Raw genomic sequence first — 14,174 nt, forward strand, 5'->3', positions numbered from 1 at the left:
CAGGGACTGATCAGTATATACGATATCAGGTGGATTACTGTTCAAAAAATGGATTGGATTCATTTGTGCTTTTCCCGGTAATAAAGAAGATTGGAATTAAAATTTCGGGATGGGGATTGGCTTTTTGTGGAGAATTTATAGGAGTATTTAGTGAAAAGAGGATTTCTTCATTAATAAGAAATCTTATGGCTCGTGAGAAGTGCTGTGGAGTCTTTATACATCATCTTAAATGGAGTAATTTGGATGCTTTACAACGAATTCTTTCATTTTCAAAAGAAATTGTTTTTTTTGTACATGATTACTATTCTTGCTGCTTTCAGACAAATCTTTTAAAGAATGACGTTGCTTTTTGTGGTGATGCCAGATTGTATGCAAGTAAATGCAGTGATTGCGTATATTACAGTAAATCATTACAAATGGTTGAAAAAATAAAATGGTTTCTTGGAACATTTAATAAAGTGACTGTTATTGCACCTTCGGAGACGGCAGCAGGGTTTTGGAAAGAGGTTTTTCCTATGTATGCCGGTAATGTTAGAGTTGAAGGCCATTTTCGTATCAGTAATGGAATTGAACAGACTGTACGCAAAATACCCGAAAACGGAAAGCTTAATGTTGCTTTTGTAGGAGATGGAATTCATGCAAAAGGAGCTGACTTATGGTACAATGCATTGGATTGTCTTTCTGAAGAGGTTAGAGAGAAATACAATTTCTATCATATGGGAAGCCATAGTCCCAATAATAAAAATATAATATGTGTTCCGATTGAAAATGCGCTTCGTGGCAATGATTACATGACTCAGCAGTTGATTCAAAAAAAAATAGATGTGGCAGTTTTGTTTTCGGTTGTACCTGAAACATATAGTTTTACTTTTTTTGAAGCCTTGAAAGCTAGATGTTTTGTAATAACCAATGGATTGTCTGGGAATATTGCAAAATTGGTCAAAGAAAACAGAAATGGAATTATTATAGAACCGGATACGGATTCTTTAGTTAAAGTGTTAAGCGATATAAGTGAGCTCAAAAAAATGGTAGGAGAATATTATAAAAGAGCTTCGTTTCGCCAGATAATACTTGAACACAATGATGCGTATAAAGAATGCTTTAAATATGTTGAAATGCCACAAGAATATGGAATGAACATTCCAAACGATATTAGCACTGCGTGGATAGCTGATGTGTTATATCGAATCAGATATAGAAAAATGCTTTGAAATAGATGGAGTTCCTATTATGGATGTTATGTGTGATATTATTATTCCTATATATAATGCATATGAAGATTTAGTTCTATGTGTTGAAAGTGTATATAAGTACACAGACCTTAAAACGAATAGATTAGTATTGATAAATGATAACAGTACTGATCCCAGGATAAAGGAATATCTTGATTCTCAAAAGAAAGAAAATGTAATTGTTATACACAATGAAGTAAACAATGGTTTTTCTAAAAATATTAATACCGGAATGAGTTTGTCAGAAACAAATGATGTATTATTGTTGAACTCTGATACCATTGTTACATTTAATTGGTTAGAAAAAATCAAAAATTGCGCATATCGTGAAAAGCAAATAGGAACAGTCACTCCGTTGTCAAATAATGCAACATTATGCTCTGTTCCTAATTTTTGTGAGGAAAACACCCTTCCGGAAGATATGTCACTTGAGAAGACAGCGGAAACAGTTGAAAGGGTAAGTTTGAAGAAGTATCCTGAAATATCTGTTGCGCATGGCTTTTGTATGTATATAAAAAGAGAAGTGATAAATGCAATAGGAATGTTTGATGCTGCTACTTTTCAGAGAGGTTACGGAGAGGAAAATGATTTCTGTAATAGAGCCATTCAAGTGGGCTATAGACATGTGATGTGCGATGATACCTATATTCTTCATACAGGTACCAAGTCTTTTTTGAGTAAAGAAAAAGAAGAATATATTAGAGAGCATGACAGAATATTAAGGGAACGTTATCCACAGCTTATGCATGCGAATGATGTTCACGTAAGAGATAATCCAAATAGATGCGTTTCAGACAATCTGAAACCGTATTTTGCTATGGGGGAAAACAGAAAAAATATACTGTATGTTTTACAATCTGATTTTAAGCAGGGAGCGGATGATAATGTAGGTGGAACACAGTTACATGTAAAGCATCTGACTCAAAAAATGAAAGACAAGTATAATGTTTTTGTTGCTGCTAGAGATCGCGATTATTTGAATTTAACATTTTATCATAGGGATAAAGAATTTTCGTGGAGATTTTTTATAGGAAGAAAACCTGATTATTACACATTCAATGACGCGAGAATCAGAAATGCTTTTGAAAATATTATCCTTGGATTTAATATAGAGATGGTACATATTCATCATTTATGTACATTGTCGTTTGATGTTGTTGAAATAGCAGATGAGCTGGGAGTTCCTGTACTTTTTACTCTTCATGATTACTTTATGATCTGTCCTTCTGAGAAATTACTGGATGAAAGACATATTTATATTTCCAAAGAAAATGATACTGAAAATGTTTGGACAAAATATCTGGAGAAAGAAAAAAACATATATAACAAGATAGATTATATCAAAATATGGAGAGTAAAATGTCATCATATTTTGAGGGCTTGCGACAAGCTTATTCTTCCCAATGAAAGTGTAAAAGAAATTTTTACATCATATTATTCTGATCTTGCCAATAAAATGGAAGTTATCGAGCATGGATACGAATTCGACAGAAAAAAATTTGATAATGTAGAGCTTTCAGATAAAGTTGTGTGGAAACTCGAAGATAAGATGGCCTATGGTGAAACATATAAATTTGTAGGATGGGCAGTATATCAATCAGAGACAAAGTATAAGAAGAACGAAATATATCTTGAAATTACATCCAATAATTCCAAGGCCATAATTCCAACATCAAAAGTAAGCCGCGAGGACGTAAAAGATAAATATGGAAGGGAAGATACTGGATTTGAGGTATTAGTACCATTTAGATATTTGTCGGAGGATTTTGAAGTAAGAGCTATTTGTGTTACAGACATAGGTTGCTTTGGTGCTGTAGATACTTTGCATATAGAAAAAAAGAGCAAAAACAGTTACAGGAAGAGATTGAATGTAGCATTTATTGGCGGCATAAATGAAGAAAAGGGTGGAAAAGTAATCTACGAGATTATAAAAGGCTCGGGTCTTGACGTTAATTGGTTTCTCTTTGGAAAAGTTGGATATGATAAGCTGAGTGGATTGATACAAAAGAATTATTATTGGTTTGGCGGTTATAGCAATGACGATCTCCCAAGACTTATGGAAGAGTTTGATGTGGATTTGGTTTGTATTCTATCAATATGGCCTGAGACATATTCGTATACATTGAGTGAGGCTATATTGTGCGAAAAGCCTGTGCTTGTTTCTGATATGGGAGCATTGGGACAAAGAATGGGACAGTTTTGCCAAGAGTGTTGTTTGCCATTGGATAATCTTGATAAGAGAATAAAAGAAGCTATTCAGAATTTAATGGATAATCCAACGAAGCTTGATAGAATCAAAGAAGAACAAAGTCAGTTAAAAGTTCGTACTCTGGATGATATGCGTCTCGACTATGATGAATTATATATGCAAATGGCACTTGCTGACTTAAATAGTACGAAGACTGCAGATTATGAATATTTGTATATTAACAGTGAATTGGGAAATGGGAATACCTCAGAGATGAAAACTGATGTGGATCTCAGACGATATGCTGAAATTACAAATTCTGCAACTTATAGATTTGTACAGAGATTATCCAGAAGTAATTTTATTGGATTGAGAATTGCCAAAAAAATCATTAAGAAATTGATGAAAATTAAGTACTAAATCTTAAAAAAAGAGATTGTTTTAAAATGAAATATAGTAGAAATATGGGGGCTGACTGCTTTAGAGTTATGATGCTCATGCTTGTGATGGTCTATCATACATGGGTAATTAATGGTAGCGTTCCAATAGATAACAGAATAATATCTTCTATTATTATACTTGGTGGGGAAGTTGGTGTTACCGGATTCTTTGTATTAAGTGGCTGGTCTATATACCAATCTCTGAAAAAACAAAGTGAGAATTATTGGCTGTTTTTAAAAAAAAGGTTCATTAGAATAGCTCCTGAGTATTATTTATCGATTGTTATCGTATTGTTTTTTTCGAGTGGTGCAGGATGGTTGTCGAAAGAGGGGATAAAGAGTGTTATTGCAACCATGTTCTTTTGTCAAAATATATTACCGGGAGTTAGCGCAGTAAATGGAGTTTTATGGACTATGTCCGTTACTGCAATGTTTTATATCGTCTCTCCGGTACTCAATAAAATGCTGTGCAAATTTAATACCATATTTGTAGTTTTTAGTGTGAGTATTACTATACTTATGAAGTATATATTCCTACACTGGGGGCCGATTTATGGAACATATGATTCATTCTACTTGAGCAGGCAAACGATAATTACGGACTTGGATAACTTTGTTCTTGGGATGGCTGTGGCACATTTAATGAATAAATATGGCACTTGTATTATTCGGAAAAATTTTTTTAGTTGCATTGGAATAATAGCATCTTTATGCGGAGTTATAGGTTATGGGATTTTAGGAATGCAATATGGTATTCATACAGATAATGTTTCTGGATATGGCTGGCATTCTGTTATTGCTATCTTACTAGCAATAAATCTATTTTTTTGGTGCATACTCGAAGTGCCGGAATTTTTTGGCTCAAGCAGAATATCACAATTCATTAGATTGCTAGCGAAACATCAGTATGGCATATATGTTTTTCATTTACTCGTAATACAGAACCTTGTATCAAATTCAGAACTGATTGTGCTTATCACAAATAAGAATTACATATTGGCACAAGCAGTTATTGTAATTCTTGCTACTGCTGTAGGAATTCTTATGTCTTGGATAATACAACTTGCAATAAATGGAATACGTAATGAAATGTCCTAACTAGGCATTTTATGCTATAGGATGAGAATCAGGAGATAAGTAATGTCAAAGTATAATTTTGAGATGGATTTGTCAGAAACGACATCCACCGGAATAATTGTTAAGAAACTTAAGCGTGGGATGACTGTGCTGGAATTTGGGTGCTCATTCGGCAGAATGACACGCTATATGAAAGAGGCATTAGATTGTACTGTTTATATCGTTGAATATGACAGTGAAGCCTATGAAAGCGCGATAAAATACGCTAAGGATGGCATTTGCGGAGATATTCAGAAATATGAGTGGACCACTAAGTTCCAAGACATAAAGTTTGATGCAATAATCTTTGCTGACGTACTGGAGCACCTTAGTGAACCTGTTAAGGTGCTAAAGGCAGCAGGCAATATGCTCGCAGAGGATGGGAAGGTACTTATTTCTATCCCTAATATCACACACAATGATATTATTTTAAAGTCATACATGGACAGGGTTGATTATACAAGTGTAGGACTTATGGATGACACTCATGTGCATTTTTGGGGACTGGAAAATCTTGAAGACTTTGCTAAGAATTCAGATTTATATATTGAGACAGTCGAAGCTACATATGAGAAGACCGGGCTAACAGAGCAATTTAGAGGAGCAGAGATAAATGCACCACAGTTATTTTTGAATATTCTCAATGAGCGAAAGACTGGTGAGATATATCAGTTCATTATCACCATGCAAAAAACACCGGTAGATACCACTGAAGATAACTACCATTTAAAAAAACCTTATGTATATAGTCATATTTATTTGGATAGAGGACAGGGCTTTAACGAGAGGGATATTATACCTATAAAGGCATTGTTATCCAATAATGGAGCATATTATGTTAACTACAGGTTAGAAAATACTAAGGATCTACGCTGTTTGAGATTTGATCCTGTTGAATTTCAGGGATGTTTGTTGAAATATCTCAATGTCAGACAGGGAACTAAAGTGCTTACATTACAGTACTTAAATTGTATTGATTTTGGCAAAGAGGTACTACTTAAGGGAAATGATCCGCAGGTCATTATCTCTATTGAAGGAAATGAGGAACCAATTACAATTGATGCAGAGTTTATTCTTCGGGGTGAAGAATATGTCGATTCTCTTGAGGAAAGAGCATCAGAATTAAGAAAACTGGTAGATGACTATTCTAGTTGCTTGAATGATAAAGAAAATATAATTAATGATTTAAAAAATCAGATTGATACTAATCTGGCTGAGCATAAAAATGAAAAAGATGTTCTTCGATATAAATTTGAACAGGAAAAAATCGCTTATTGTGCTACGGCAGAAAAAGAAGCACAAAACCTGAGAAAGCAACTAGATGAAAAGATAATTCTTCTTGGCTCATATCAGGCATTAGCTGATAGCAAGGATACTTATATTGTTAACCTTGATAAAGTCATTGCGGAAAAGGATGCTATCATCAATGAGAAAAATAGGTTAATTAACGTGTTTGAACAGGCAGTTGAGCATTACAGAAGATTTCCGGGAGTAAGACTTCTAAGGTTTGGCAAAAGAGTATTGAGGGGATTAAAAAGAAGGATAAAGGCTTTGGTGCAGTAATATGAAAAAAAAGAAGATTATCGCAGCAGTAATAATAATATTAGCAGCAGTCATTTCCAATATATTTTTGGCATTTAATATACACGACAGGATAAGTATGTATATTAGCATATTTTTGTGTCTGTTGATTGATGCTTTGGGAATATATTGTCTAAGGAACATTGAAACGATATTCAGGGTTCCGCTAGACATATATAGGAGCAGGGATATGTTTTGGGATCTTGCCAAGAACGATTTTCAGGCCAAATTTGTCGGAAGCATATTTGGTGTGTTCTGGGCATTTGTTAATCCTATTATAACGCTTTTGTTATATTGGTTTGTATTTCAAGTTGGACTGCGCTCGGGAAATGTAGGTGACTATCCATTTATTTTATTTCTTATGTCAGGTCTTATTCCATGGTTTTATGTTCAGGAAGCACTCAATGGAGGAGCGTCTTCTCTTATGGAATATAGCTATCTAGTAAAAAAGATGGTTTTTAATGTCGGAATATTGCCTGTACTTAAGGTTGTCTCTGCACTTTTTGTCCATGTTTTCTTCTTGGCATTTCTACTGCTAGTAGCATGTGTTTACGGTATTGGCATTGATTTATATACAGTTCAGATTTTTTACTACATTTTTGCTTCAGCTTTCCTTATATTGGGATTATCCTATTTTTCTGCTGCAAGTACAGCTTTCTTCAAAGATATGACGCAGATCATAAATATTTTGCTTGTAATTGGCACATGGCTCACACCTATTATGTGGAATGCTGAAGCTACTCTGTCTCCGGCCCTGCTTGTTGCTTTCAAAATAAATCCGTTTTTCTACATAATTGATGGCTTCAGGGATGCAATTTTATATAAACGATGGTTTTGGGATAAACCTGTTTGGACAGCATATTTTTGGATAGTGGCAATTGCAATATATATTGGTGGAGTAAAATTTTTCAATAGATTAAAGGTACATTTTTCAGATGTACTGTAGGAGATATTATGGAAAACTCTGTAGTTAAAGTGGAACATGTGACAAAAATCTACAAGATGTACGATGATCCTAAGGATAGATTTAGGGAAGCGCTGGGAATTGGCGGAAAAGGAAAAGTATATGCCAAGAACTATTATGCACTCAATGATGTGTCTTTTGAAGTTGGTAAGGGTGAGATTGTAGGTGTTGTAGGAAGAAATGGCTCTGGCAAATCTACAATTTTAAAGATTCTCACAGGAGTACTAAACCAGACTGAGGGTAATGTAGAAGTTAAAGGTAAGGTTGCAGCTCTATTGGAATTGGGCGCTGGATTTAATATGGAGTATACAGGGCGAAAGAATATATACCTCAATGCTACCATGATGCATATCAGTAAGGCGGAAATTGAAAAGAAAATACCGGATATTCTACAGTTTGCAGATATAGGTGAATTTATAGATCAGCCTGTCAAGACATATTCAAGCGGTATGTTTGTAAGGTTGGCTTTTGCTGTAGCAATAAATGTAGATCCGGACATACTGATAGTCGATGAAGCACTTGCAGTAGGCGATGTGAGGTTTCAGCTAAAATGTATGGACAAGTTTACTGAGTTTATTGAGGCAGGTAAGACAATCCTTTTTGTAACGCATGATATCAATGCAGTAAAAAGGTTCTGTAACAGAGCTATTTGGCTAAATCAAGGAAAACTAATTCTTGATGGTAACACAGATGAAGTTACTGACCGTTATCTTGATTTTTTAAAGAGTGAGATGCCAATAGAGCAGTATCTGGCACAGAAAGATGAGAATACAGGATTAACTGAACCCGAGAAAGAGATAGATGTTTCTGGAATAGATATTGTAAAGATCCAAGACCTTTACATGATGGATTCGATGAAAAGAGAAATCAAGGAAATAAAGCATGGTCAGAAGGTAGTTCTTAAGGTAAGTTATCTGGTTGCAGACGAAAGCATAGAAAATCCCTTGCTTGGCGTAGCCATCAGGAGGATAGATAACGAATATATATGCGGAATCAATACCAAACTTGATAATGTTAAGATTCCATGGAAAAAAGGTTACAACGAAATTGAACTGGTATATGACTGCTTCAACCTTATTGGTGGCGAATACTATTTTGATGTTGGAATTTTTGATCAGGCAGGGATAGTAAATCTTGATTACAGCGCTAAGATAAAGACATTTTTTGTTAAGATGGATTATGTAGGTGAGGGAATTGTAGTGCTTAATCATTCATGGAAGTCGGGAGTATAAATCAATGTCAGCTAATAATAAGGATAGATTTATAGAGATAACATTGAGTAATCTAGGTGGGTATGTTAAATCTGAAACTCATAGAGATGAGATAAAAGCTGGATTTTATAAGCTCTTTGAGAGAAATGATAATATATGGTACACTTTTGGATTACTCTTTGGAGGTCCGTTCTATTACGCAATATTTAATTGGACTATGAAGAGCAAAGGCAATAACAATCTCTTTTTTTTAGATGGGGGATATTATCTGTATCATGTATTACAAAAACATGGAGTACAGAATTTAAAATATTTAAGCATCTCAGCTCTGAAAGATGATAAAGAAGAATTAAACAAATATTTTTGTGAAATGGGATTGTTTGATTCAGATTCTTTTATATTTGATAGTAGTTGGGATGGCGATGGACAGCGTGTGGTTGGCGAGGCCAAAAAAACAGCTTCTTGTAAATATAACAGTTATTTCCTTTATCCAGGAATTCTTAACTCAGAGACTGCTATAAAGAACGTGCATGGCAATCACTACAAGACGTTCATGTTTGATTTCTATGATAATTATGGATTTCAGAGAGAAGTAAGAGAAAACAGCGATTTATATGATGTGCTATTTTCTTTTCCAAGTGAGAATCAATCAAGAATTGGAAATGATCGAATAATTTTTGGAAATCTTTTTGATGATGAGTCAAAGAAGCAGGTTCTTGATGGAATACTTGCGTATATTGAACAGATGAAATGTATTAAAAATGATTGCAATAATAGCGTACCTCTCGAAGATTTGATTGAATATATTGGAACAGGTAGCAGAAGCTTAAAAAAGCAAAAAAATGGAAAAACATCTAAATCTGAAGATGAAAAAGAAGAATACCATCTTGAGAATGAATATGATCTTATTAAGTATCGTAGGTGGCTCAGGAAAAATTCGGACATTGATGATGCCCCAGTATTAGATAATACTCCAAGTTTCTCTATAGTTGTTCCTGTTTATAATACAGAGGATAGCCAACTTAGAGGGGCTATTGATTCAGTTTTATCACAGACATATGGCAACTATGAACTAATTTTAGTTGATGATTGTTCTACATGGGAGAATGTAGTTCCTACACTAAAGGAATATGAAAATGATGAACATGTAACTGTAATTTATAGACAGACTAATGGCCATATATCAACAGCAACTAATGATGGAATTGCAGTTGCAAAAGGTGACTTTTTGGTTTTTATGGATTGTGATGACCTTCTGGCAGCAAATGCACTCTATGAAATAGCTAAAAAACTAAATGAGAATCCGAATTTGGATTTTATATATACAGATGAAGATAAGATAACAGAGGACGGAAAAATTAGGCATATGCCGTTCTTTAAGCCTGATTGGTCTCCGGACTTATTTTGGAGTTTGAATTATACTAATCATCTGTCTGCATATAGGATGGAGATAGTAAAAAAGACTGGGGGGTTACGATCAGAGTTTAATGGATCTCAGGACTATGACTTTGTTCTGAGGTTTATGGAAAATACAGATAATGCAAGGGTTGGTCATATAAGTAAAATTTTATATCACTGGAGAGAAAGAAAAGAGTCGGTTGCATATGCTATGGGCTCTAAGAATTATGCTGCTGATGCTGCGAAGCGAGCAAAAGAAGAGGCTTTAAAAAGAAGAAATATCGCCGGACATTTGGAGTTCGTAAGTGATGTATCCCAGTATCGTGTAGTATATGAACCGGTCGGAAATCCTGGTGTTAGCATTATTATTCCATCGAAAGACAATTATCCTATATTAAAACAATGTATTAGCTCTATAAAAAAATATACAACATATAAGAATTATGAAATTATTGTAGTAGATAATGGAAGCTCTGATGAGAATAGAGAATTAATACAAAGATATCTTTTAGACAACGACTGTGCATATGTGTATGAAAAATTTCAGTTTAACTTCTCTAAGATGTGTAATATTGGGGCTCAAAAAGCCAAAAAGGAATATTATCTGTTTTTAAATGATGATATCGAGATTTTTCAGGAAGATTGGCTTGATCGTTTACTTGGACAAGCAATTCAGGAAAATGTTGGCGTAGTTGGTGCTAAGCTTTTTTATCCAATGTCAACGATAATTCAACATGCAGGGGTAGCCAATATCAAAGAGGGACCATCCCATAACTTTCTAAGAAAAGATGACCAACAGATATGTTATTTTGGATTTAACAGATCAGATTACAATGTGAGTTGTGTCACGGGAGCGTGTCTACTGATTGATAAAGAAGTATTCAATCAGGTTGGCGGCTTTGATGAAAGCTTCGCTGTGGCATATAACGATGTTGATCTTTGCTTCAAAGTTCATGAACTTGGATACTATCTTGTTATAAGACAGGATGTATATGCATATCATTATGAGTCATTGAGCAGAGGATCTGATTTTGAGGATCAAAATAAGTATTTTAGGCTTTCTGGAGAACTTCAAAGACTATATAGGCGACATCCTTTATTTAAGAACGGAGATCCGTTTCTTAACCATAATCTTCATTATTATTACGGTGCGGAGATTGACATAAGTGATAATGTTGATGAGATATCTGTTTTTGATGATTATGAGTCTGCTCCCCATACAAATGCTTCCATTGATCAAGTAATTATGGCTGATGATGTGATTAGAATTTATGGGTGGTCATTCATAATGGGAAGAACAGATAATGCTGATCTTGAACGCTATCTTGTTTTTGAGGATATATATGGATATAAATCTAAATCGCCTATAGTAAATATGAAAAGAGAAGATTTGGTTGAAGCATTTGAAGGCCGTAAAGATTTAGTAATGTGTGGCTTTGAATGCATAATTGACGCAACTTGTATAAGGATGGACATAATTCCATATAGGCTTGGAATTCAGACAATCGAGAAAGATGGTACGTCTCATATTTATTGGGAAGAAAACTTCAGACGTGTAATGAGAAACCCATGGTTTAGGAGGAAATACTGTTCGTGCAAATGGATTTCTGACTTCAAATATCATGAGCATACGTGCGATGTTAGATACTATTTTGATAATTGGGGAAAATGTGACGAGGGTCTGAGATTTAACGGCTGGGCCTTCTGTAATGGAGATATGCATTATCAGTACAAAATGTCTCTTATTCTTCTGAATGATGATGGAAGTGCTTATGAGTGTGAGCTTCCTTTAAAGGAACGTTCAGATGTAGCTGTGGCTATACCAGAGGTGAAATTCTTAAGTAAGACAGGGTTTGATGCGAGTTTTTCTAATAGTTCCTTTGAGAAAAATAGGAAGTATAGTGTGTTTTTGCGATTTGTGAATGTGGTTTTGCTTGATGATATACAGGATGTCAGAGTTGGTGAACTTATTTTGTGATTAATACTATATATTATGTGATTAAAGAATGAGTAAGTAAAGTAATAGGAGTACGGGAAAGAATGTTTAGAAAGCTACATGTCAATAAAATTAGTATTGTAGTATTGATGTTTTGTGTCATGCGAGTTTATATTCAGAGTATGCTACCCCTTTATCCAATCGATGCTGCTGGGGTTGATGATATGCTAATGGTATCATATGCTAACTTACTTGGGGAGGATAACCTTTTTCTTGGTGATTATTCCTTTTATACTTTACTAAAGCTTCCTGGCTATGGGATGTTTCTGTGGCTAAATAATTTATTAAATACTAGGTATTCTGTATTACTTGGCATATTGTATAGTAGTGGATGTCTGCTTTTATTTAAGACTATGAAGGATTTGACTCAAGATACATTAAAAGCGTTTTTGACTTTTTTCATTACACTCTTTTGTCCTGTAATGTTTGCGCCTAAGGTCGGCGGGAGAATTTATTGTACAGCACTTGTGCCAGTGCTGACAGTTTATATTGCGGCATTGTATATAGGCATTATAGGAAGAGTAAATATGAGGAAAAGTTCTTTGCTCTATTTATTGTTGGCGGGGGGAATATATGGTTTTTATCGAATAGTAAGGTATGATCACATATGGATGACATTGTTTATGATTGGAGTTTCTATAGTTGTAGCAGTTATTATTATTAATGCGGAAGGTTTTATAGTATTAAGAAAAATAATAGCATTGTTAATACCATTTATTATTGGAATTGCTATTACAACCACTTTGAAGACAATTAATTATTTTAATTATGGTATATATGCGACCTCGGATTTCAATGAAATGCATTTTGCAGAAATGTGTAAGTATATAATGGCAATTGAGCCAACCGAGGAATATGAGGGAGTGTATGTATCGATGGAAACGTTACATAAGGCTGCTGATGTTAGTCCAAATCTTAAGAAACTTGTAGATAATCGCGATTTGTTAGGATGGGATTCTCAGAATGAAAAAGGAGAAGTATGGATAGATTTATACGCATGGAATTTAAGATATGCGGCAGATAACTTGAATTTGTACACTAATCCTATAGAGTGTGATCTTTATTATAAACAAATCTGTGATGATTTGAAGAATGCTTTTGATTCAGGAAAGCTAAAAAAAAGAAATATTATAGCTATTTCACCATTTAGTGCGCCACTTACTGTCAAAGACATTCCTCAAATGATTAAGTATTCTGTTGTAGAGGGGTTAGATAATGTTTTTCATTTTAATCCTATTGATATAGAGTGGCGATACACGGATTTTGCAAGCGATAATCAATATACATTGTTGTTTGAGGATTTTACTAATGAAGAATTGGTTTCTAAAAATGAACTTAGTCAGTCTATGACAATTACCGGATGGTTTTTTCCTAAAAATGGACAAGACAAGTTAGAAATCTTGCTGATTGATAAAGAAGGTAAGGTGATTCAGATTCAATTTGTGGATTCCCAAGATGTATATGATGCTAAAAAGGTTGAGCAGGCAAAATGCTCCCGAGTAAAATTAGATGTTTTAACAGATGAGGATTTTAATGTTGAGGAGAGCAGTATAAAGATTCGACTCAGCCTTAACAACAAGCCTGTTTATGAGGACTATCTTAATAACTTTGTAAATGGAATTAGCATTGATGGCATTGAATACTACATCGACGATGTTTCTTACTATCAACCAAATGAAGCTGCAGTACAAAAATTAGAAAACTATAAAGAAAATGAAAGGTTATTTAAAAATGCAGTGATAGTTATTCAAAGGTTGTCTAGTTTTGTGGTTTTCTTTGTTTTTGCTGTTACAATTGGTGAAATTGTAATATTTATTAACAGTGTTGTAAAAAAGAAAAAAGAAGACGTATTACCACTGGTATTAAAGCTTGGTCTTATTATTACAATGTGGATAATTGTTCTAATGCAGTCAGAAAGGAATTTTTCTGAATGGAGTAGCTTTTATGCTTGCTATTCAGCGGGTGCTTATGTCTTTTATTGTATTCTAATTGGTTTATGCATAAACACATGTATCGATTGGAAGAGAACTTGCAAAATGAAGGTATGA

General features: G+C 34.2%; 8 protein-coding genes. All 8 read left to right on the plus strand.

Annotated features, from left to right (window positions below; all coding sequences use genetic code 11):
• Positions 1 to 53: 53 nt before the first annotated feature.
• The 8 genes from BM146_RS00805 to BM146_RS00840 all read left to right on the plus strand — a co-directional run bounded on the left by BM146_RS00805 (position 54) and on the right by BM146_RS00840 (position 14,174).
• On the plus strand, positions 54 to 1,211 hold the full coding sequence (locus tag BM146_RS00805) for a glycosyltransferase (protein ID WP_207649882.1): 1,158 nt from the start codon (positions 54 to 56) through the stop codon (positions 1,209 to 1,211).
• Positions 1,174 to 3,840, plus strand: a complete 2,667-nt coding sequence (locus BM146_RS00810; protein ID WP_074882937.1) for a glycosyltransferase — start codon at positions 1,174 to 1,176, stop codon at positions 3,838 to 3,840. Before BM146_RS00805 ends, BM146_RS00810 begins: the two co-directional genes overlap by 38 nt.
• A gap of 26 nt (positions 3,841 to 3,866) precedes the next feature.
• On the plus strand, positions 3,867 to 4,958 hold the full coding sequence (locus tag BM146_RS00815; RefSeq protein ID WP_074882940.1) for an acyltransferase family protein: 1,092 nt from the start codon (positions 3,867 to 3,869) through the stop codon (positions 4,956 to 4,958).
• 42 nt (positions 4,959 to 5,000) lie between these two features.
• The gene (locus BM146_RS00820) at positions 5,001 to 6,539 is read left to right on the plus strand and encodes a class I SAM-dependent methyltransferase (protein ID WP_074882941.1); all 1,539 of its coding nucleotides are present in this window, start codon (positions 5,001 to 5,003) and stop codon (positions 6,537 to 6,539) included.
• 1 nt (position 6,540) lies between these two features.
• Positions 6,541 to 7,503, plus strand: coding sequence for an ABC transporter permease (locus tag BM146_RS00825; RefSeq protein ID WP_242949313.1), 963 nt, complete (start codon positions 6,541 to 6,543; stop codon positions 7,501 to 7,503).
• Positions 7,504 to 7,511: 8 nt separating this feature from the next.
• On the plus strand, positions 7,512 to 8,753 hold the full coding sequence (locus BM146_RS00830; protein WP_074882943.1) for an ABC transporter ATP-binding protein: 1,242 nt from the start codon (positions 7,512 to 7,514) through the stop codon (positions 8,751 to 8,753).
• Between the two features lie 4 nt (positions 8,754 to 8,757).
• Complete coding sequence (locus tag BM146_RS00835; RefSeq protein ID WP_074882945.1) at positions 8,758 to 12,108, plus strand: glycosyltransferase family 2 protein; 3,351 nt, start codon at positions 8,758 to 8,760, stop codon at positions 12,106 to 12,108.
• Between the two features lie 62 nt (positions 12,109 to 12,170).
• Complete coding sequence (locus tag BM146_RS00840; protein ID WP_074882947.1) at positions 12,171 to 14,174, plus strand: hypothetical protein; 2,004 nt, start codon at positions 12,171 to 12,173, stop codon at positions 14,172 to 14,174.

Source organism: Butyrivibrio proteoclasticus (genome assembly GCF_900115735.1).
GTDB lineage: Bacteria > Bacillota > Clostridia > Lachnospirales > Lachnospiraceae > Butyrivibrio > Butyrivibrio proteoclasticus_B.

Bases quoted from the DNA above. Each gene is read 5' to 3' on its own strand.
- BM146_RS00815 (WP_074882940.1), top strand. From the start codon at position 3,867: ATGAAATATAGTAGAAATATGGGGGCTGACTGCTTTAGAGTTATGATG.
- BM146_RS00825 (WP_242949313.1), top strand. From the start codon at position 6,541: ATGAAAAAAAAGAAGATTATCGCAGCAGTAATAATAATATTAGCAGCA.
- BM146_RS00835 (WP_074882945.1), top strand. From the start codon at position 8,758: ATGTCAGCTAATAATAAGGATAGATTTATAGAGATAACATTGAGTAAT.
- BM146_RS00820 (WP_074882941.1), top strand. From the start codon at position 5,001: ATGTCAAAGTATAATTTTGAGATGGATTTGTCAGAAACGACATCCACC.
- BM146_RS00810 (WP_074882937.1), top strand. From the start codon at position 1,174: ATGTGTTATATCGAATCAGATATAGAAAAATGCTTTGAAATAGATGGA.
- BM146_RS00840 (WP_074882947.1), top strand. From the start codon at position 12,171: ATGTTTAGAAAGCTACATGTCAATAAAATTAGTATTGTAGTATTGATG.
- BM146_RS00830 (WP_074882943.1), top strand. From the start codon at position 7,512: ATGGAAAACTCTGTAGTTAAAGTGGAACATGTGACAAAAATCTACAAG.